The following is a 20301-nucleotide window of genomic DNA, read 5'->3' on the forward strand; positions in this document are numbered from 1 at the left end:
ACCGCACCTTCGCAGGCCGTTCATGCTACCCTAAACAAGTCAACCAGTCAAACTCACTGGCCTCACCCGCTCGGAGCAACCGTTCAAGCTTAGCAGATCGGATTTCCGTGTGCAACTCGCTCTCGCGAGCCGCTCCCGGAAGCACTCTGAACCGCTCAACCGCACGCTCGAACCCTCTCGATGATGTGACACCGTCGAAAGTAGGTCTCCGCGCTGTGGCCAGCTGCTCGGAGCAACCGTTCCAGCTTATATCGGAGTCGATCTCGGTGTCAAACCGGGGCCGACTCCATGTTGTCAAAGCTGTCTGCGTTTTTACCGTCTGACCTGGGCTTTTCGGCCCCGTCCTGGTCGGTGTCGCGCTGACTTCGAATAAGTTACGCACCGTGGAACGGAAGCACAAATCCGCAGGTCAGCGCGTAACACATTGTTCATCTGCGCAGGTCAGCGCTTCGACGAGACTGAGGCGCCACCGAATCACACGTTTGTGACCTGCAGCACAAAGGCCGCCCCGCGGAAAGCTGCGGAGCGGCCTCAGTGGTCATGACCAGGTGTTTCAGGCGAATCGGGCGCCGGCGAAGTTCTTCTTGCCGCGTCGGAGCACCAGCCAGCGCCCGTGGAGCAGGTCCTCGGAGGTGGGTTCCCAATCCTCGGACTCCACCTTCACGTTGTTCGCGTAAGCACCGCCCTCCTTGACCGCGCGCCGGGCAGCCCCCTTCGACTCGCACAGCCCGGACGCCGCGAGCAGATCGACGATCGAGCGCGGCTCGTCCTGCGCCACCTCGACGACCGATGCCTCCGTCAGCGCGGCCGCGAGCGTGGGCTCCGGCAGATCCGCCAGTTCACCCCGGCCGAACAGCGCCTGCGAGGCGAGCTCGGCGGCCCGGGTGTGCTCTTCGCCGTGCACCAGGGTCGTCATCTCTGCGGCGAGCCTCTTCTGGGCCGTCCGCTTATGGGGCGCGTCCGCCGTCTCGCGCTCGAGCTCCGCGATCTGCTCCCGGGTGAGGAAGGTGAACCAGCGCAGGTACCGGATGACGTCGGCATCGGCCGTGTTCACGAAGTACTGGTACCAGGCGTAGGGACTGGTCATCTCGGGATCGAGCCAGAGGGAGCCGCCGCCGGTGGACTTGCCGAACTTCTTCCCGTCCGACGACGTGACCAGTTGCGTGGTCAACGCGTGCACATGCCGGCCGTCGATCTTCCGGTTCAGGTCGACGCCCGCGACGATGTTGCCCCACTGGTCGGACCCGCCGATCTGCAGCGCCGTCTCGTACCGCCGCGCGAGCTCCACGTAGTCGTACGCCTGGAGCAGCATGTAACTGAACTCGGTGTAGCTGATCCCGTCCGACTCGAGTCGACGCTTGACGGTGTCGCGCGCGAGCATGACATTGATCGAGAAGTGCTTGCCCACGTCGCGCAGGAAGGTGGGCACGTTCATCTGCCCGTGCCAGTCGAGATTGTTCACCAGGATCGCGGCGTTGTCGCCGTCGAAGGAGACGAATCGCTGCAACTGGGTGTCAATCTTCGCGGCCCATTCGGCGACGGTGTCCACCGAGTTCATGACCCGCTCCCCCACGTCGCGCGGGTCCCCCACCTGCCCGGTCGCGCCGCCACCCAGGACGATCGGGCGGTGGCCCGCCTCCTGGAACCGACGCAGGGTCAGCAGCTGAACGAGATGCCCGGCGTGCAGCGAGGAGGCCGTCGGGTCGAACCCGGCATAGAGGGTGATCGGCCCCGCGGCGAGGCGCTCGCGGAGCGCCTCGATGTCGGTGGACTGCGCGATCAGGCCGCGCCAGGACAATTCCTCGAGGATGTCAGTGCTCACGGGTCCATTGTGAACGAACCGCCGCCTCCCCGAGGTCGCCGCCCTGGAGTGCGGTCACCAGCAGCTCCCGGTCGGCCGCCCCGCCGCCGCGGGTGAACATCACGAGATCGCCGTGCACCAGCTGATTCACCAGCAGGTCCGCGACAGCGCTGGCGGCCGCGTCCCTGTCGGTCAACCCCGCGGCGCCCGATGCCGATGCGATCGCCACCAGGTCGCCGACCATGACCGCCACCGGTTCGTCCTCGTACTCCGGTGCGAGTTCGGCGATCACCGCCCCGCCGCGCACCGTCCATCGTGCACTGATCGCCCCCACGGTGCCGAAGCGATCGAACAGCCGCTCCCAGTCGTCGAACGGACCGCGCAGCCAGGCCGGCGCGGGCACGGAACCCCGGAGCAGGAGCGCGCCCGGCACCTCGGTCCGGAGGTAGCAGGTCAGGAGTTCCCGCACCTCGTCGGCGGTCGACGGTGCCGTCCGCGCCAGGTCCCACAACACGCGCGACCGGTCGACGATCGCGACCGTCCCGGCATCGTCTGCGACGCTCACCAGGTCACGCCGCTCCACGAACTCCAGATCGGCGAGCCCGTGCGGCAGGTCGAAGAAGGTCTGCGCCGCCGCGGCGGCGACCGGCGGAAGGTCGCGGAGCCAGGGATCGATCCGCAATCCGTGCACGCCGATGCCACCCGCCGCGAGCTCGGCGCGGGTCATGGCACGCAGGATGACGAACACCCCTGCTGCGACGACCACCGTCGCGACCAGCACCCCGACGCCGAAGACGGCGCCGGCCAACGACGCCAGCCACACCACCGCGGTGGCCGCCGCGGCCAGGAACAGCCCGATGGCGAGGGCTGCGGCGCCCTCGACCGGCATCTGCGCGCGGTGTGCGGCCCGCCGATGCCCCTCGAGTTCGTCCCGCGCCCGCACCGAGGCGGAGTCGAGTCGGCGCAGGTCGAGCAGGCCGACGATCGAGATTAGGCGCGCTTCGGCGGCGGTCGCGAGCGGTGTCGCCGACCGTGCACGCAGGATCGGCACCAGCGCCCACCCCGCCTCGATGAGGCCGGCGGTCGTCGCGGGGAAGGGCGCACCCACGATGGCGCGGGCAGCTTGCGTCTCGTCCGGATGGGCGAAGGCTCGGGCGTGGACGGCGTTGAGGCCGCGGTCACGGGTGAGATCGTCGGAGGCGTTCACGCCGCAAGTCCACCCGGTCGCGCTTGCTCCGTGGTTGGCATCCACCTGGAGCGATGGGTCAGCGGCTCACCGCCGGGTGTCCGTCCAGCCACAGGCGCCACGACAGCTCGACCGCCTTGCTGATCCCGATCCGGGGACCGGACGCGACCGGGCCCCGTCGGGCGGCGATCTCCAGGCGTACCGCGGAGTCCGGGGACAGGACGTCGATCCCCTTGTCCGCCACGGTGATCCCCAGCGCCTGCCCGAGTCGGCCGGGACCGGCGGCGAGGCGCGCATCGGGATCGCGGACGGCGCGGCGCTCACGCACGAGCTCGATCCCGGATTCGATGGCGGCTGCGCGCAGCAGGACGCCTCCGCCCTCGCCGTCGGGGCCGGCGGTGACGTTGACGCACTGGTGGATGCCGTACGAGAGGTAGACGTACAGGTGGCCGGCGGGCCCGAACATCACCGCGTTGCGCGGCGTAGGCCCCGGATAGATGTGCGCGGCGGGATCGGGCCAGGGTCCGTCCGCGGGAGAACCGTAGGCCTCGACCTCGACGATCCGGGCTCGGACCTCCCCCACCTCCAGGACGGAACCCAGCACGAGCCGTGCGGCCGCGAGGGGATGACCGGACAGGCGCTCCCGCGCCCGGCCGGGGGTCACTGCTCGGCGCGCGCCAGGATCGACTCGTGCTCCGCGTCGTCCACGTCGCGGGCCTCGCCGACGAGCAGCACCGGCAGACCGTCTTCGATCGGATAGGCGCGACGCAGGCGCGGGTTGTAGAACAGCTCGTCCGGCACGTACAACAGCGGCCCTTTGTCCTGCGGGCAGGCGAGGATCTTCAGCAGCGTCGCGTCGATGGCCATGGCGCCATGCTACCCAGCGGGGAGCCAGACCGGCTTGACCGCGGTGCCCTCGCGGGCCGCGGCCCACGCCTCGTCGAAGTCGGTGAAGGTGGTCACCAGCCGGTCGACGGGCAGCCGTCCGGCCGCGGCAGCGGCGGCGAGCTCCGGGAGGAACTCCGACGGTTCCGAGTCCCCCTCGATCACGCCGATCACGCGCAGGCCACGGGCCATGATCAGCATGACCGGGAGGTCCGCCGACGGAGCGCCGAGCCCGACCACCGCGAGTGTGCCCCGCGGGCGCAGGGCGAGGACCGCCTGGCTCAGGACGTCGGCGCGGGCCGTGGTGTCGACGGCGGCGTGGGCGCCGCCGCCGGTCGCCTCGATGACCCGCTGTGCGGCCTCCGGCCCCGCCTCGACCGCGTGAGTCGCGCCGAGCGACAGGGCGAGTTCTCGACGATCCTCGCGCGGGTCGACCGCCACGATCGTGGTCGCACCGGCGAGCTTCGCGCCCATGACGGCGGCGAGACCGACGGCGCCGGTCCCGAAGACCACGACGGACTCCCCCGGTCGGACCCTCAGCGCGCGGGTCACCGTGCCGACGCCCGTCTGCACGCTGCAACCGAGCGGCGCGGCCAGCTCGAAGGGCAGGTCACCGATGGGAATCGTGTTGCGGTCGGTCGCCAGTGCCAGGCCGGCGAAGCTCGACTGCCCGAAGAAGCCGCCGGTCACCGGGGTCTCGCCCGATCGGATTCCCGGCAGCCCCAGGTAGTTGCGGGTGATCGACTGCTCGCAGTAGCCGGGCGCGCCGGCCGCACAGAACTCGCAGGCGCCGCAGCTGTCGAAGGTGAGCGAGACCCGGTCGCCGACGGCGAGGCCGCGGGCGTCGGGGCCGAGCGCCTCGACGACGCCGGCGCCCTCGTGGCCAAGGATCACCGGCAGTCCCTGCTCGGGCCACTGCGCGGCGAGAGTCAGATCGGTGTGGCAGACGCCGACGGCGTGGATGCGCACCAGCACCTGGTTGCCGGTCGGCGCGGGGAGGTCGATCTCCAGGGGCGACGGTGCCTCGCCGGGCGCGGTGACGACCCGCGCGAGAGTGCCCGTCACCGGTCCGCCAGACAGCCGCCGGACGACGCCGGGCTCGCGTCGCGTTCGAGGTAGAAGTAGAAGTACGGCGGGGCCAGCTTCTTCCCCGTCATGACGCCCATGACCGTGTCGTCATCGACCTTGACGAAGTGATCGATCACCGGCTGACCGTCGTAGACCATCGACGCGGTCACCGTGCCGTCGACGTCGATCAGCCGCAGCGAGGCCTCGCCCTTGCCGAGCGCCACGTTCGAGAACTTCTCCCCCGCTTCGTCGAGGCACACCAACGGCTGGACGTCGTTGGCGGACCGGAAGCTCTTGCCGTACCACCGCGCCTTGCCGAGCGCTCCGTCCATCGGGTGCCCCGAGGGCAGCTCGCCGCCGTGCCAGTCGCCGAGCATGAAGTCGATCGAGACGGGCTCGAGCTGCGCGAACAGCCCGGCGAGTTCGGTGGGTTCGGTGTGCTGCGGCTCGTCGATGAGCCCGCGGACGGTGCGCTCTGCGGTCATACCGCGATGTTATCCGATGTTCTCCGAGGTCCGCGCCGAAAACGGGAACACGTTCCCGTCGCTCTTGACGCACCTCCGACTCGAGGCGCACAATTCACTCGTCGATGAATTCATCGCATAATGAATTATTGGAGGCGCCATGAACTGCGCGATCATCCTGTCCGGCCTGACCGTGGTGCGCTCGGGCGCCACGGTGCTGGACGGCCTCGACGCCGAGATCCCCGCCGGCGCCATCACCGGGCTCCTCGGTCCGTCCGGCTCCGGAAAGACCACGCTCATGCGTGTGATCGTCGGGGCCCAGCGGATCACCGGCGGCAGCGCGACCGTCCTGGACCGCCCCGCGGGCAGCCCCGACCTGCGCAGCCGCGTCGGATACACGACGCAGTCGCCCGCCGTCTACGGCGACCTCACGGTCACCCAGAACGTCGAGTACTTCGCCGCGCTGTACCCCGCGCGCCGCGCCACGGCACGGGCCGACGTCATCGAGGCGATCGCCGCCGTCGGGCTGGAGGGCTTCGCCGATCGCCGGGCCGAGGCACTCTCGGGCGGGCAGCGCTCGCGGGTCAGCATCGCCTGCGCGCTGGTCGCCCACCCCGAACTCCTCATCCTCGACGAGCCGACCGTCGGCCTCGATCCCCTGCTCCGCGCCGAACTCTGGGAGCGGTTCGCCGCGATGGCGGCCGACGGGACCACGCTGCTCGTCTCCAGTCACGTCATGGACGAGGCCGCGCACTGCGCGCGCCTGCTCCTGCTGCGCGAGGGGCGTCTCGTCGCCGCGCTCACCCCGCCGGAGCTGCTCTCGCGTACCGGCGCCCCCACCCTCGACGACGCCTTCCTGGCGCTGGTCCGCGAACAGGAGAGCGCCGCATGAGCACCGTCCTGAACCCGAGCATCACCCGCGCCACCGCGGTCCGCGTGCTCCGCCAGCTCCGTGCCGATCCGCGCACCATCGCCATGATCGTGGTCGTGCCGACGGCACTGCTGACGCTGATGTACTTCCTCTACCGCGACTCCCCCGGCGGTTCGGCACTGTTCAGCCGCATCGCCCTGGTCCTGCTGGGCGTCCTGCCCTTCGCCCTGATGTTCATCGTCACCTCGATCGCCATGCAGCGCGAGAGGGTCTCCGGCACGCTCGAGCGCCTGCTCACCACGCCGCTGGCCAAGGCCGATCTGCTGCTCGGCTACGCGATCGCCTTCTCGGCGGCGGCCACGGTGCAAGCAGTGGTCGCGACGACGGTGTCGGCGTACCTGCTCGGCATGGAGACCGCCGGCAGCGTCTGGCTGGTGGTACTGATCGCCGTCGTCGACGCCTGGCTGGGCGTGGCTCTAGGGCTGCTGTTCAGCGCCTTCGCCCGCACGGAGTTCCAGGCGGTGCAGTTCATGCCGGTCGTCGTGGTGCCGCAGATCTTCCTCTGCGGCCTGCTGGTGCCGCACGACGCGATGCCCGGCTGGCTGCAGGGCATCGCCGACGTCCTGCCCATGACCTACGCGGTGAAGGCGCTCCAGGACGTGGGGGCCCATGGTGCCGCGACCACCACCATGTGGACTTCGCTCGCTGTGGTCGCGGGCTTCGCGATCGCCGCCCTGGCGCTGGCGGCCGCCACCCTGCCGCGCAAGGTCGCGTGAGCGGCGCGGGCCGCAGGTCCGGCCGGCGTACGGGTAGCCCGGACACGCGGGCGGAGATCCTCGCCGCCGCCCGGGCCGCGTTCGCCCGCGGCGGCCTCGCGGGAACGACGGTGCGATCGGTCGCCGAGGCGGCTGGCGTGGATTCGGCGCTGGTGCACCACTACTTCGGCACGAAGCAGCAGCTGTACCTCGCGGCGCTGGTGATCCCCGTCGACCCCGAGTTCGTGCGCGCTCCGCTGCGCGAGGCACCGCTCGATGTCGCGGCCCGCACGCTGCTCGGCGCGCTCCTACCGATGTGGGACGGTCCGCTGCGCGAGATCGGCGTCGCCGTGGTGCGCACGAACCTCGGCGCGGGCGGCGAACCCGCGATCGTGCGCGGCTTCCTCATGGAACTGGTGCTCGCCGAACTGGTCGACCGGATCGACGCCGAGTACGGCGACGGGCCCGTCCGCGCGAACCTGATGATCGCGCAGGTGCTCGGGCTCCTGGTCTCCCGCTACGTCGTCGGCTTCGAGCCGCTCGCCTCGCTCGCCGTCGAGGAGGTGGTCGACCTCGCGGCACCTCCGCTGCAGCAGGTGATCACCGGCCCGCTGCAGCGGGCCGAGCACTAGGCGCCGGGAGCGGTCTCCGCCCAACCGCGCAGGGCCGGCACGGCGGCGGTCACGCGGTCGAGCTGCGTCGCGACGGCCGACGGTGCCGTGCCGCCCCGCGCGCTGCGGGAGGCGACGGACCCGCTCACCGTCAGCACCTCGCGGACCTGCGGGGTCAGCGCGGGGTGGATCGCGGCGAACTCCTCGTCGGTGAGTCCGTCGAGGCCGACCCCGCGCGCCTCGGCGGCGCGGACGCATTCGCCCGCCGCCTCGTGCGCGACGCGGAACGGGATGCCCTGCCGCACCATCCACTCCGCGACATCGGTCGCCAGCGTGAAGCCCGCGGGGGCGAGCTGCGCCATGCGCTCCGGGTGGAAGGTGAGCGTCGCGGTGAGGCCGGCGACGGCGGGCAGCAGGAGGCGCAGCTGCTCCACCGAATCGAAGACCGGTTCCTTGTCCTCCTGCAGATCGCGGTTGTACGCGAGCGGCTGCGCCTTGAGCGTGGCCAGCAGGCCCGAGAGGTTGCCGATCAGCCGGCCGGCCTTGCCGCGCGAGAGCTCCGCGACGTCCGGGTTCTTCTTCTGCGGCATGATCGAGCTGCCGGTGGACCAGGCGTCCGCGAGGGTCACATAGCCGAACTCGGCCGTGCTCCACAGGATCACGTCCTCGGACCAGCGCGACAGGTCGACGGCGATCTGCGCGAAGACGTAGGCCGCTTCCGCCGCGAAATCGCGCGAGGCGGTGGCGTCGAGGCTGTTGTCCGCGGCGGAGTCGAAGCCCAGGTCGGCGGCGATCGCGTCGGGGTCGAGTCCCAGCGACGATCCGGCGAGCGCGCCGGAGCCGTACGGCGAGACCGCGATCCGCTTGTCCAGGTCCTGCAGGCGCTGCACGTCGCGCAGCAGCGGGTGCGTGTAGGCGAGCAGATGGTGCGCGAGCAGGATCGGCTGCGCCGCCTGCAGGTGCGTCTTGCCCGGCAGGATCGTCTCAGGGTTCGCCTGCGCCTGCGCGACGAAGGCGTCCACCACGTCGAGCACGCCGACCGCGACGAGGCGCACCGCATCGCGCAGCCACATGCGGAACAGCGTGGCCACCTGGTCGTTCCGGGACCGGCCGGCGCGCAGGCGCCCGCCGACCTCGGCGCCCGCGCGCTCGATCAGCCCGCGCTCCAGCGCGCCGTGCACGTCCTCATCGGACTCCGCCGGCTGGAAGGCGCCCGAGGCCACGTCGGCTCCGAGCTGCTCCAGCGCCGCGACCATCGACGTCAGGTCCGCGTCGGACAGCAGCCCGGCACGGTTCAGCACGCGGGCGTGCGCCTGGGAGGCACGCACGTCGTACGGGGCGAGCGCCCAGTCGAAGTGCGTGGACTTGCTCAGCGCGGCCATGGCCTCGGCCGGGCCGGACGCGAAGCGCCCGCCCCACAGGCTGCCCTCGTTCGTGCCGTGCTTCTCGCTCAACGGATCTCCTAGTCGGTGCCGAGGTCGAACGCGGCGTGGTTGCTCGCCTCGTCGAGTGCGGACGGAATCTTCTCGCCGCCGGAGACGATGGCGTCGGCGCCGCCCTGCTCGAGCTCGCCCACCAGAGCGGCGGTCTCGCCCGCGACGATGCCCTGCGCGGCGTACTGCTCGAGGCGCGAACGCGAGTCCGCGATGTCGAGGTTGCGCATGGTGAGCTGGCCGATGCGCTCGTCGGGGCCGAAGGCGGCGTCGCCCACGCGCTCCATCGAGAGCTTCTCCGGGTGGTAGCTCAGGTTGGGGCCGGTGGTGTCGATGATCGAGTAGTCGTCGCCACGGCGCAGGCGCAGGGTGACGGAGCCGGTGACGGCGGAGGCCACCCAGCGGATGATCGCCTCGCGCTGCATGAGCGACTGCGGGTCCAACCAGCGGCCCTCGTACATCAGGCGGCCCAGGCGACGGCCCTCGTTGTGGTACGTCGCGATCGTGTCCTCGTTGTGGATCGCGTTCACGAGGCGCTCGTAGGTCGCGTGCAGCAGCGCCATGCCGGGGGCCTCGTAGATGCCGCGCGACTTGGCCTCGATGATCCGGTTCTCGATCTGATCGGAGATGCCCAGGCCGTGGCGGCCGCCGATGCGGTTCGCCTCGCGGACCAGCTCGACCGGGTCGGAGTACTCGACGCCGTTGATCGCGACCGGCACGCCCGCCTCGAAAGTGACCGTGACGTCCTCGGTCGTGATCTCGACCGACTCGTCCCACGGAGCGACGCCCATGATCGGCTCGACGATGACGACGCCGGTGTTGAGGTACTCCAGGTCCTTGGCCTCATGGGTCGCGCCCCAGATGTTGGCGTCGGTCGAGTAGGCCTTCTCGGTGGAGTCGCGGTACGGGAAGCCGTGCGCGACGAGCCACTCGCTCATCTCCTTGCGGCCGCCCAGCTCGGTGACGAACTGCGAGTCGAGCCACGGCTTGTAGATGCGCAGCGCGGGGTTCGCCATGAGGCCGTAGCGGTAGAACCGCTCGATGTCGTTGCCCTTGTAGGTGGAGCCGTCGCCCCAGATGTCGACGCCGTCCTCCTTCATGGCCCGCACCAGCATGGTGCCGGTCACGACGCGGCCGATCGGGGTGGTGTTGAAGTAGGTCTTGCCGCCCGAGCGGATGTGGAAGGCGCCGGTCTGCAGGGCGGCGATGCCCTCCTGCACCAGCAGCGGCTGCACGTCCACCAGGCGCGCGATCTCGGCGCCGTACTCCTTGGCACGGCCGGGGACCGCGTCGATGTCCGGCTCGTCGGGCTGGCCGATGTTGGCGGTGTACGTGCAGGGCACCGCGCCCTTGTCGCGCATCCAGGCGACGGCCACGGAGGTGTCGAGGCCGCCGGAGAAGGCGATGCCGACGCGCTCGCCGACGGGCAGGGTGGAGAGGACCTTAGACATGGTCGATAAGCCTATCTGGTGGTGAGTGTTCGGATTCAGGCGAGCGCCACGAGGCGCTCGGCCAGGTCTTTGCCGGTCAGGGGCTCGCGCGCGACGACGAGCACGGTGTCGTCGCCGGCGACGGTGCCGACGACCTCCGGGAGCGAGGACCGGTCGAGCGCGCTGGCCAGGAAGTTGGCGGCGCCGGGCGGGGTGCGCAGTACGCAGATGTTGCCGCTGTGGTCGGTGGAGACCAACAACTCGCCCAGCAGGCGCGACAGCCGCTCGGTGCCGCCCGACACCCCACGGACGGGCGAGCCGTCCTCGGGCACCACGTACACACCCGCACCGCCGTCCGCGCCGCGCAGCTTGACGGCGCCGAGCTCGTCGAGATCGCGCGAGATGGTCGCCTGCGTGGCCTCGTAGCCCCCGCGGACGAGCAGCGCCTGCAGCTCGGCCTGGCTGCGCACCTGATGGTTCGCCAGGATCTCGACGATGGCCGCCTGCCGCCCGGCGCGGGTGGCGAGCGGCTGGTCGGTCACCGCGCGCTCCCGGTCACGAGTGCTCCAGCAACCAGGCGAGCAGCGCCTTCTGGGCGTGCAGGCGGTTCTCCGCCTCGTCGAAGACGGCGGACTGCGGGCCGTCGATGACCTCGTCGGTGATCTCGTCCCCGCGGTGCGCGGGCAGGCAGTGCAGCACCATCGCGTCGGGATCGGCGTGCGACAGCAGTTCGGCGTTGACCTGGTACGGCCGGAAGGGCGCGTTGCGGTCGATCCCGTCGTCCTCCTGCCCCATCGACACCCAGGTGTCGGTGACCACCACGTCCACGCCCGCGACGGCGAGGACGGGATCGGAGATCACGCTGACTTCGGCCCCGGTCTCCTTCGCGCGTTCCCGGGCCGCGTTCACGAACCTCTCGTCCGGCTCGAAGCCCGACGGTGCACTGATGGTCACGTCGATGCCGGCGGTGACGCAGCCGAGCATGTAGCTGTGCGCCATGTTGTTGGCACCATCGCCGAGGTAGGTGAGCTTCAGGCCGGCGACCGACGCTCCACCGCCATCCGTCCGCGCCTGACCCTTTCGCTCCGCGATGGTCTGCAGGTCCGCGAGGATCTGGCACGGGTGGAAGTCGTCGGAGAGGGCGTTGACGACGGGCACCGTCGAATACCGGGCCAGTTCCTCCAGGCCCTCCTGCGCGTAGGTGCGCCAGACGATGGCGTCGACGAACCGCGAGAGCACGCGCGCGGTGTCCGCGAGCGACTCGTCGCGCCCCATCTGGGTGGACTTGGTGTCCACCACCACGGCGTGGCCTCCGAGCTGGGCGACGCCCACGTCGAAGCTGAACCGCGTGCGGGTCGAGTTCTTGTCGAACAGCACCGCGACGCCCTTCGGCCCCTCGAGCGGGCGCCGCGAGAAGGGCTGCGCCTTCAGCTCCGCGGCCAGCGCGAGCACCTCGCGCTGCTCTGCCGGCGTCAGGTCGTCGTCGCGGAGGAAGTGCCGGGTCATGAGTTCTCCTGGGCTGCATCGAGAAGGGCGGGAAGCGCGGTGAGGAAGCGGTCGGCCTGCTCGTCGGTGAGGACCAGCGGCGGGGCCAGGCGAACCACGTCGGGCTGGGCGGCGTTGAGCAGGAAACCCGCGTCACGGGCGCCGGTCTCGATCGCCTTGGCGGCGGGCTGGGAGAGGGTGATCCCGAGCAGGAGGCCGGAGCCGCGGACACCGGTCACCAGCGGGTGGCCGAAGCCCTCCACGGTGGCGGCGATGTGCTTGCCGAGGGCATCGGCGCGCTCGGCGAGGCCCTCCGCCTCGATCACGTCGAGCACGGCGTTCGCCGCCGCGGCCGCCACCGGATTGCCGCCGAAGGTCGTGCCGTGCTGGCCCGGCGTCAGCAGCTCGCCCGCGGCGCCGACGGCCACCGTCGCTCCGATGGGCAGGCCGCCGCCGAGTCCCTTGGCGAGAGTGAAGACGTCGGGCGTGACGCCGGCCCGCTGGTAGGCGAACAGCGTTCCGGTGCGAGCGATGCCGGTCTGCACCTCGTCGAGGACGAGGAGCGCGCCGGCCTCGGTCGTGGCGGCGCGGGCCTCCGCGAGGTAGCCCTCGGACGGGACGACGACGCCACCCTCGCCCATGATGGGTTCGAGGAAGACCGCGGCGACCTCGCCCCTGCCGTCGGAGAGCGCGGCGCGCAGGGCCGCGCTGTCGCCGTAGGGCACGTGGGTCACCGATTCGACGAGGGGCTCGAAGGGCTCCCGCTTGCCGGGCTGGCCGGTAAGCGAGAGCGAGCCCATGGTGCGACCGTGGAAGGCGCCCTCGGCGGCGACCATCCGCGTGCGTCCCGTACGCCGCCCGATCTTGATGGCGGCCTCGTTGGCCTCGGCGCCCGAGTTGCTGAAGAAGACCCGGGTTCCCGGCACACCGACGGCTTCGGTGAGCCGCTCGGCGAGCCGCACGACGGGCTCGTTGATGTACAGGTTCGAGACGTGCCCCAGGGTCGAGACCTGATGCGTCACCGCCTCGATGATCTTCGGGTGCGCGTGGCCGAGAGCGTTGACGGCGATGCCCCCGAGCAGGTCGACGTACTCCTTGCCGTCGGCATCGGTCACCGTCGCGCCGCGGCCGGAGACCAGCGCGATCGGCGGCGTGCCGTAGGTGTCCATCACGGCGGCGTTCCACCGCGACTGCATTGCTTCGTTCGTCATGTCTGTCAGATCCAGGTCTCTGTCGAGGATTTCGGCGGGGTCACCATGGTGCCGATGCCCTTGCTCGTGAACAGTTCGAGGAGCACGGAGTGCGGCACCCGCCCGTCGATGACGTGCGCGGTGGGGACGCCCCCGCGCACGGCTCGCAGGCACGCCTCCATCTTGGGAACCATGCCGGAGTCGAGGCTCGGCAGCATGTCCGTCAGAGCATCCGTGTCGATCTCGGAGGTCAGCGAGGACCGGTCCGGCCAGTTCGTGTACAGCCCCTCGACATCGGTGAGGACCACCAGCTTCTCGGCCCCCAGCGCCTCCGCGAGCGCGGCGGCGGCGGTGTCGGCGTTGATGTTGTGCACCACCCCGTCGGCGTCCGGGGCGATGGTGGAGATGACGGGGATGCGTCCGGCGGCGATGAGATCGTTCACCGCGTCGGGGCTCACCTCCGTGACGTCGCCGACCAGCCCGATGTCGGTGGGGGCACCGTCGACCACGACCTCCCGCCGGGTGGCCGTGAACAGGTGCGCGTCCTCCCCCGACATGCCGACGGCGAACGGCCCGTAGGAGTTGATCAGCCCGACGAGCTCGCGTCCGACCTGCCCGAACAGGACCATGCGGACCACGTCCATCACCTCGGGCGTGGTCACGCGGAAGCCGCCCTTGAACTCGCCCTCCATGCCGAGACGTTTCAGCATGGCGTTGATCTGCGGGCCGCCGCCGTGCACCACCACCGGATGCAGGCCGCAGGTGCGCAGGAAGACCATGTCCTGCGCGAACGAGCTCTTCAGCTCGTCGTCGACCATGGCGTTGCCGCCGTACTTGACCACGACCGTCTTGCCGTGGAAGTCCAGCAGCCACGGCAGCGCCTCGGCGAGGACCCCCGCCTTATCTAGAGGAGTGAGCTGCGGGGTCGATTCGGGGGCGCTCATGAGGAGTACGCCGAGTTCTCTTCGACGTACGCGTGCGAGAGGTCCGTGGTGCGGATCGTCGCGGTGCCCCGCCCGAGGCCGAGGTCGACGGTGACGTCGATCTCCGGCCCGGAGAGATCCACATCGCGCGCCCCGGGGACTCCGCAGCCCTGCTCGGCGATGGGCTGCCCGTTGAAGGAGACGGACAGCTTGTCGTGCACCAGCTCGATGGGGGCGATGCCGATCGCCGCCATGACGCGGCCCCAGTTGGGGTCGCTACCGAACAGCGCGGTCTTCACCAGGCTGTCGCGGGCGATCGCGCGGGCGCCGATGAGCGCCTCCTCCTCCGAGGCTGCGCCGGTCACCGTGATGAGGATCCGCTTCGTGACGCCCTCCGCGTCGCCCTGCAGCTGCGCGGCCAGATCGTCGCAGACCTCGCGCACGGCGGAGTTGAGTTCCTCCTGGGTGCAGGTCTTCTCGCTCGCGCCACTGCTGAGCAGCAGCACCGTGTCGTTGGTCGACGTGGCGCCGTCCACGTCGAGCCGGTCGAAGGTGTAGCTCGTGGCGTACCGCAGGGCCTCGTCGAGCTGCTCCGGGCCGGCGTGCACGTCGGTGGTGAGCACCACGAGCATCGTGGCGAGCGAGGGGGCCATCATGCCCGCGCCCTTCGCCATACCGCCCACGTTCCAGCCGCCGCTGTGGTGCAGCGCGGTCTCCTTGGGAACGGTATCGGTGGTCATGATCGCGTGCGCGGCATCGGTACCGCCGGTGAGGCCGCCGCCCATCTCGTGCACGATCTCGGTGACGCCGGCGAGCACCTTGTCCATCGGCAGCCGGTCGCCGATGAGACCGGTCGAACACACCGCGACCTCGCCCGCGCCGGTCTCGGTCCCCCAGTGACTCAGGGCCTCCGCGACCTTCTCGGCCGTGGCGTGCGTGTCCTGGAAGCCGCCGGGTCCGGTACAGGCGTTGGCGCCGCCGGAGTTGAGGATCACCGCCCGCAGGTGGCCGTCCTTGATCACCTGCTCGCTCCACAGCACGGGCGCGGCACGGACCTTGTTGCGGGTGAAGACGCCGGCCGCCGCGTAGTGCGGCCCCTCGTTGAAGACGAGGGCGAGATCCGGCTTGCCCGACGCCTTGATCCCCGCCGCGATTCCCGCGGCCTTGAAGCCCAGCGGCGCCGTGACCCCCTGGCTGCGAACGAGTTTGAACGTGCTCATGGTGCGACTCCTACGGTCGAGAGGCCGGCGGTCTCGGGCCAGCCGAGCGCGAGGTTCATGGACTGGACGGCGGCCCCGCCGGTGCCCTTGGTGAGATTGTCGATCGCCGCAGTCGCGACGAGCCGGCCCGCCCGCTCGTCGACGGCCACCTGCACCTGCACGGCGTTGCTGCCGAGTACCGACTTCGTCTGCGGCTGCGCTCCTTCGGGGAGCAGGTGCACGAAGGGCTCGTCGGCGTAGGCCTGCGCGTAGACCTCCCGGGCGCGGGCGGCGGTCACCGTCGTCGGGGCGGAGACGGTGGCGAGGATGCCCCTGGCCATGGGCACCAGGATCGGCGTGAACGACACGGTGACGGGCGAATTCGCGGCCGCCGAGAGGTTCTGCGTGATCTCCGGGGTGTGCCGGTGGGTCGTCACGCCGTAGGCCCGCGCGGAGCCGATCGCCTCCGAGGCGAGCAGGTCCGTCCGCAGCGACTTCCCGGCGCCGGAGGTGCCGCTCACCGCGACCACAGTGACCTCGGGGGCGACGATGCCGGCCGCGACGGCGGGCAGGAAGGCGAGGGTGGACACCGTCGGGTAGCAGCCCGGGACGGCGATCCGGGACGCGCCTGCGAGCACGTCCCGGTTGCCCGGGAGCTCCGGCAGGCCGTAGGGCCAGGTGCCGGCGTGCGCGCTGCCGTAGTAGTGCTCCCACTCGGCGGCGTCCTTGAGCCTGTAGTCGGCACCGCAGTCGATGATGAGCGTCGACGGGGGCAGCGCCTCGGCGATCTCCGCGGACTTACCGTGCGGAAGGCCGAGGAAGACGACGTCGTGGCCGCGCAGGGTGTCCGGCGTCGTCTCGGCGAGCACGCGGTCGGCGAGCGGCAGCAGGTGCGGGTGATGCTCGAAGAGCGTGCTGCCGGCGTTGCCGCCGGCGGTGAGCGCGCCGATGGTGAGCTCGCCGGACAGGTAGTGCGGGTGGTTCAGCAGCAGCCGGAGGATCTCTCCCCCGGCGTAGCCGCTGGCGCCCGCGATCGCCACGGAAACAGTCATGTGATGATTATGCACCATCATGCAAGCCTATTCAGCCAGGGTGGCGAAAGACGCTTCCCGGCGTCCCACAGGCTGCGCCCAGCCGCTCTTCAGGCACCGTCGGCACTCTGGATACCGGTAACGAAACGCACCCCGTATCCGAAGGACTTCACATGCGCAATGATCATCCGACCTCCCCCGACGCCCTCACGCAGCCCTTGTCCCTGCCGCGCCGCGAGCGCGGCCTCCGGGGCACCGTCAACCGCGTCCTCGACGGTTTCGCACCGCGCGTGGAGAACCGCGCGATGCTCGTGAAGATGGGGCGCGGCCGCCCCAGCCTGGTGGGTGATCACCGCCGCGGCAATCACATCACGCAGGCCTTCCACCTGGGCTGACGCGCGTCAGGCGAAGCGCGCGAGCAACGCCGCCGCGGCTTCCGTCGCGCCCGTACGGGTGATGGTCCGCCGCTCGTCGTCGAGCTGGTCCGCATAGCTGCGCGCGTACGAGGCCCGCACCAATCGGCGCGCCTCGCCGAGGGCCGGATGCGGTCCGGCGAGAAGCCCGTCGACCGTGGCACCCACCTCGGCATCGAGGTCGTCCGCGGGAACGGCCCGATCGATCAGCTCCCACGATGCGGCGGTCGCCGCGTCGATCCGTTCGCCGTGCAGCAGCATCCGCAGGGCGCGCCGCATCCCCACCACCTTCGGTAGCAGCGCCGAGACTCCGCAGTCCGGGCTCAGCCCGACGCCCGCATACGCGGTGGAGAAGTGCGCCGCGTCGCTCGCGACCGCCACGTCGGCCGCGAGAACCAATCCCAGGCCACCGCCTGCGACGGGCCCCTGGATCGCGGCGACCACGGGCACCGCCAGCTGATCCATCTGCGCGAGGGCGTCGTGGATCGTACCCGCGAGCCGATCGAGCATCGCCCCGCGATCCTCGGCCACGACCATGGCCTTGACGTCGCCGCCCGCGCAGAAGAACCGTCCCTCGCCGCGCAGCACCACCACGCGGACGGCGGGATCTGCGGCGATCGTCCGAGTCGCCGCGAGCAGCGCATCCGCCAGGGGCTGATTCAACGCGTTGGCGGCATCGGGCCGCAGGAGCGTGATCGTCGCGACGCCTCGCTCATCGACACCGAACCCCAGACCCGGATCGTCGGACATGCGCGCTCCTCTCAGCGAATGATCGTCGGCGCCGAGCCTTCCACACCACCACGCCGCTCAGGCGAGCGGGCGGAAACCGACCGTGTGCCGGAACCCGCCCCGCGGCTGTGTGGCCGACGCGACCTGCGCCCGGGCCTGCTCGATGACCGGTGTCGTCGGATCGAGGACGGAGAGGTACTGGCGATGCTCCGCGAGCGATTCGACGGCCCGCTCCGTGAAACCGGTGACGTCCACGATCAGGGTGGGCTCGGGCGCGGTCTGATAGGCGGTGACGCCCGCCGCCTCGGCCGCCTCGGCCACGGCGCGGGTGAACTCCCTGTGGTCGCTCTGATTCGGTACACCGTTGCCCCAGTCGGGGCCGCCCCACAGCGTGAGCACGATGTCGGGCCGGTACCGCGCGAACGACTTGCCGACCGATTCCCGCAGCTCCGGCGTGTTGATCAGCCGCGAGTCGGGGTAGCCCCAGAACCGCACCTCGTCGACCCCGACGACCGCGGCGGACCGTCGTTGCTCCTCCTCGCGGACGGGTCCCGCAGTGCCCGGGGACATGCCCTCGATGCCCGCCTCGCCGGAGGTGGCGAGCCCGTAGACCACCGTCTTCCCCTGGGAGGTCCAGCGGGCGACGGCCGCCGCCATCCCGTACTCGGGGTCGTCCGGGTGCGCCACCAGGACGAGCGCCGTGGTCCAGTCCTCGGGGAAGCTCTGCGGCTCGGTCACACCCCCACGCTAGAGGCCGGGACCGGTCAGCGCAGCAACTCGACCGAGACGCCGTCGGCGAACCGGTAGGGCTGCGCAGCGATCACGCCGGACAGCACGCGCCGCAACCGCGAGATCTCCGCCCGCACCGTCACCACCCGACCGGGATCGCCGAAGAGCGCGTCCGCGAGCTGCGCGGCGGTGCGGCCGGCACCGTCGGCGAGGAGGGTGAGGATCTCCAGATGCCGCGGCGAGGGCTGGTACCGCCACGAGCCGCCACCGCCGGTGACCTCGATCTCCGGGGCGCGGCCCCGCCGCAGGTCCATCGTCACGTGGGTCACGGTGTCCGGACCGTCGCCCGGGTCGGGCTGCAGGAGCCAGCCGCCGGGCAGCGCGTCGACGGTGCACAGCCCGAGCTCCGGGAGCCGTACCGACGGGCCCGTCAGACGACTGGGAAGGGCCACGCGCGACCGCGGCGGGAGATCGCCCACCGCGGCGACCCACCCGTTGGTATCCACGGCGAGCCCCGGACGCCCGAGACCCGCGAGCATCGGGGCGGCGACCGATCGCAGCCGCTCCAACCCCGCGAGATGGGCCTCGCGGAGCCTGGCCTCAGCGAGCCGGGCGACCGTCGAGACCAGCGCGAGCGTGGTCGGGTGCACCGTCGCCGCAGGACCGGAGACGTCGACGACCCCGAGTATGTGCCCGGTGTGGACGTCGCGGATCGGCGCTCCGGCGCAGGTCCACGAGTGGTGGCTGCGGGCGAAGTGCTCCGCGGAGAAGATCTGCACGGGGGTGCGCGAGGCGATCGCGGTGCCGATCGCGTTGGTTCCCACCTGCTCCTCGGCCCACCCCGCGCCCTCGACGAATCCGAGCCGGTCGGCGTGGGAGAGCACGCGCGGCGAGCCGGAGCGCCACAGCACCCGGCCGAACCGATCGGCGACCACGAGGATGTTGTCACCGTCGGCGGTGAGCGGGGCGAGGCCCGCGGTGAGTTCCTCGAGCACGGGCCCGAGCCCGGACTCCTGACGGCCCAGCTCGACGTCCATCCAGCCGAGCGCCGGCCCGGCGTCCGCGTCGGGCACGAGCCCCGCGGCGCGGACACGCTTCCACGAGTCGCCGATCACACCGCGCGGCCGCGCGGGCGGACGCGCACCGCTCATCGTCGCGTCGTACACCTCGGACAGCAGGCGTGCGTAGCGCCGCGGATCCTCGCCCGCGGACACGGCCGGTTCCGTCATGCGATTCCCTCCCGTTCCGGTCAGCGGTAGACGAGGCCGCCGTCGATCAGCACGGCCTGGCCGGTCATGTAGTCGGAGTCGGGTGAGGCCAGGTGCGAGACGAACGCGGCGACGTCCTCCGGGGTCTGGGCCCGGCCCAGCGCGATGCCGCCGACGAACTGGTCGTACGTCGCGCCGACCTCGGCCCCGGTGAGCTCGGCGAACCGCCGGTCGATCTCGACCCACATGTCGGTGCCCACGACGCCCGGGCAGTAGGCGTTGACGGTGATGCCGTGCGCCGCGTACTCCTTCGCGGCGGCCTGGGTGAAGCCGCGCACCGCGAACTTGGTGGCGCTGTAGGCGCCGAGCATCGCGAAGCCCTCGTGCCCGGCGATGGACGCGGCGTTGACGATCTTTCCGCGCACGCCCCGCTCGATGAACGAGGCCGCCGCGGCCTGGATACCCCACAGCACACCGTCGACGTTCACGGAGAACAGGCGGCGGAGCTGCTCGGGAGTGACGTCCGCGACCGGCCCCACCAGGGCCACGCCGGCATTGTTGACCATCACGTCGAGCCCGCCGAGCGCATCGACGGTGGCGGCGACGACGCCGAAGACCGCGTCACGGTCGGAGACGTCGGCGGTGAGCGCCACGGCGCGACGACCCGTCGCCCGGATCTCCTCCGCGACGGCCTCCACGCCGTCGGCGGTGAGGTCGACGAGAGCCAGATCGATGCCGTCGGAGGCCAGCCGTCGGGCGATCCCTGCGCCGATCCCTCGTCCCGCTCCCGTCACCAGTGCGATGCGTGCCATCGTGTGTCCCTTCGTCGACGTACGACTCCGGTCTATGTGACCCGGGCCACACACGACAAAGGTTGCGTGGGGTTGCGC

General features: G+C 71.2%; 22 protein-coding genes. 4 read left to right on the top strand and 18 right to left on the bottom strand.

The features are described 5' to 3' along the window. Positions 1-553: 553 nt before the first annotated feature. From tyrS to FK268_RS20495, 6 genes are read right to left on the bottom strand one after another with little or no spacing between them, the layout of a single operon-like run. On the bottom strand, positions 554-1822 hold the full coding sequence (gene tyrS, locus FK268_RS20470) for a tyrosine--tRNA ligase (protein WP_146437310.1): 1269 nt from the start codon (positions 1820-1822) through the stop codon (positions 554-556). Then, positions 1812-3008, bottom strand: a complete 1197-nt coding sequence (locus FK268_RS20475; RefSeq protein ID WP_146437311.1) for a hypothetical protein — start codon at positions 3006-3008, stop codon at positions 1812-1814. The genes tyrS and FK268_RS20475 overlap by 11 nt, the downstream gene beginning before the upstream one ends. 58 nt (positions 3009-3066) lie before the next feature. Next, positions 3067-3651, bottom strand: a complete 585-nt coding sequence (locus FK268_RS20480; protein WP_146437312.1) for a DNA-3-methyladenine glycosylase — start codon at positions 3649-3651, stop codon at positions 3067-3069. Continuing rightward, positions 3648-3854 carry a Trm112 family protein gene (locus FK268_RS20485; protein ID WP_146437313.1) on the bottom strand — a complete coding sequence of 69 codons (207 nt, stop codon included), beginning with the start codon at positions 3852-3854 and terminating at the stop codon, positions 3648-3650. Before FK268_RS20485 ends, FK268_RS20480 begins: the two co-directional genes overlap by 4 nt. Positions 3855-3863: 9 nt before the next feature. Further along, positions 3864-4937 carry an NAD(P)-dependent alcohol dehydrogenase gene (locus FK268_RS20490; RefSeq protein WP_146437314.1) on the bottom strand — a complete coding sequence of 358 codons (1074 nt, stop codon included), beginning with the start codon at positions 4935-4937 and terminating at the stop codon, positions 3864-3866. Next, positions 4934-5425, bottom strand: a complete 492-nt coding sequence (locus FK268_RS20495) for a DUF4334 domain-containing protein (protein WP_146437315.1) — start codon at positions 5423-5425, stop codon at positions 4934-4936. The genes FK268_RS20490 and FK268_RS20495 overlap by 4 nt, the downstream gene beginning before the upstream one ends. A gap of 139 nt (positions 5426-5564) precedes the next feature. Here FK268_RS20495 and FK268_RS20500 point away from each other — a divergent pair, with 139 nt between their 5' ends. The 3 genes from FK268_RS20500 to FK268_RS20510 are packed head-to-tail and all read left to right on the top strand — an operon-like array spanning position 5565 to position 7662. Then, positions 5565-6296, top strand: a complete 732-nt coding sequence (locus FK268_RS20500) for an ABC transporter ATP-binding protein (RefSeq protein ID WP_146437316.1) — start codon at positions 5565-5567, stop codon at positions 6294-6296. Further along, positions 6293-7051: an ABC transporter permease gene (locus FK268_RS20505; RefSeq protein WP_146437317.1), complete on the top strand. Its 759-nt coding sequence runs from the start codon at positions 6293-6295 to the stop codon at positions 7049-7051. The genes FK268_RS20500 and FK268_RS20505 overlap by 4 nt, the downstream gene beginning before the upstream one ends. Beyond that, positions 7048-7662, top strand: a complete 615-nt coding sequence (locus tag FK268_RS20510) for a TetR/AcrR family transcriptional regulator (RefSeq protein WP_146437318.1) — start codon at positions 7048-7050, stop codon at positions 7660-7662. Before FK268_RS20505 ends, FK268_RS20510 begins: the two co-directional genes overlap by 4 nt. Here the strand turns inward: FK268_RS20510 and argH are convergent. Genes argH through argC form a run of 8 tightly spaced genes read right to left on the bottom strand, consistent with a single transcriptional unit; the run spans position 7659 to position 16353 of the window. Then, positions 7659-9095 (bottom strand): argininosuccinate lyase, encoded by a 1437-nt coding sequence (gene argH, locus FK268_RS20515; protein WP_146437319.1) that lies wholly within the window; start codon positions 9093-9095, stop codon positions 7659-7661. The two genes, FK268_RS20510 and argH, sit on opposite strands and share 4 nt — an antisense overlap. 8 nt (positions 9096-9103) lie before the next feature. After that, on the bottom strand, positions 9104-10525 hold the full coding sequence (gene argG / locus FK268_RS20520; RefSeq protein ID WP_146437320.1) for an argininosuccinate synthase: 1422 nt from the start codon (positions 10523-10525) through the stop codon (positions 9104-9106). A gap of 35 nt (positions 10526-10560) precedes the next feature. Next, on the bottom strand, positions 10561-11046 hold the full coding sequence (locus FK268_RS20525) for an arginine repressor (protein ID WP_146437321.1): 486 nt from the start codon (positions 11044-11046) through the stop codon (positions 10561-10563). 13 nt (positions 11047-11059) lie between these two features. After that, a complete protein-coding gene (argF, locus tag FK268_RS20530; protein WP_146437322.1) occupies positions 11060-12010 on the bottom strand; it encodes an ornithine carbamoyltransferase in 951 nt (316 codons plus the stop codon). Further along, positions 12007-13200 carry an acetylornithine transaminase gene (locus FK268_RS20535; protein ID WP_146437323.1) on the bottom strand — a complete coding sequence of 398 codons (1194 nt, stop codon included), beginning with the start codon at positions 13198-13200 and terminating at the stop codon, positions 12007-12009. The genes argF and FK268_RS20535 overlap by 4 nt, the downstream gene beginning before the upstream one ends. A gap of 5 nt (positions 13201-13205) precedes the next feature. Then, entirely contained in the window at positions 13206-14123 is a 918-nt protein-coding gene (gene argB, locus FK268_RS20540) for an acetylglutamate kinase (protein ID WP_146437324.1), read from the bottom strand. Further along, entirely contained in the window at positions 14120-15322 is a 1203-nt protein-coding gene (gene argJ / locus FK268_RS20545; RefSeq protein WP_146437325.1) for a bifunctional glutamate N-acetyltransferase/amino-acid acetyltransferase ArgJ, read from the bottom strand. Before argJ ends, argB begins: the two co-directional genes overlap by 4 nt. Further along, positions 15319-16353: an N-acetyl-gamma-glutamyl-phosphate reductase gene (argC, locus tag FK268_RS20550; protein ID WP_146437326.1), complete on the bottom strand. Its 1035-nt coding sequence runs from the start codon at positions 16351-16353 to the stop codon at positions 15319-15321. The genes argJ and argC overlap by 4 nt, the downstream gene beginning before the upstream one ends. A 152-nt stretch (positions 16354-16505) precedes the next feature. Here argC and FK268_RS20555 point away from each other — a divergent pair, with 152 nt between their 5' ends. Next, positions 16506-16727, top strand: coding sequence for a hypothetical protein (locus FK268_RS20555; protein WP_146437327.1), 222 nt, complete (start codon positions 16506-16508; stop codon positions 16725-16727). Positions 16728-16733: 6 nt separating this feature from the next. Here FK268_RS20555 and FK268_RS20560 read toward each other — a convergent pair whose 3' ends face one another. Genes FK268_RS20560 through FK268_RS20575 form a run of 4 tightly spaced genes read right to left on the bottom strand, consistent with a single transcriptional unit; the run spans position 16734 to position 20223 of the window. Further along, positions 16734-17495: an enoyl-CoA hydratase/isomerase family protein gene (locus FK268_RS20560; RefSeq protein WP_146437328.1), complete on the bottom strand. Its 762-nt coding sequence runs from the start codon at positions 17493-17495 to the stop codon at positions 16734-16736. A 57-nt stretch (positions 17496-17552) separates the two neighbouring features. Continuing rightward, a complete protein-coding gene (locus FK268_RS20565) occupies positions 17553-18212 on the bottom strand; it encodes a PIG-L deacetylase family protein (protein WP_146437329.1) in 660 nt (219 codons plus the stop codon). A gap of 26 nt (positions 18213-18238) precedes the next feature. Further along, positions 18239-19432 (bottom strand): GAF domain-containing protein, encoded by a 1194-nt coding sequence (locus FK268_RS20570; RefSeq protein WP_146437330.1) that lies wholly within the window; start codon positions 19430-19432, stop codon positions 18239-18241. 20 nt (positions 19433-19452) lie between these two features. Continuing rightward, positions 19453-20223, bottom strand: coding sequence for an acetoin reductase (locus FK268_RS20575; protein ID WP_146437331.1), 771 nt, complete (start codon positions 20221-20223; stop codon positions 19453-19455). Positions 20224-20301: the final 78 nt, after the last annotated feature.

Origin of the sequence: Tsukamurella sputi (assembly GCF_007858445.1) — a bacterium.
Classification (GTDB): domain Bacteria; phylum Actinomycetota; class Actinomycetes; order Mycobacteriales; family Mycobacteriaceae; genus Tsukamurella; species Tsukamurella sputi.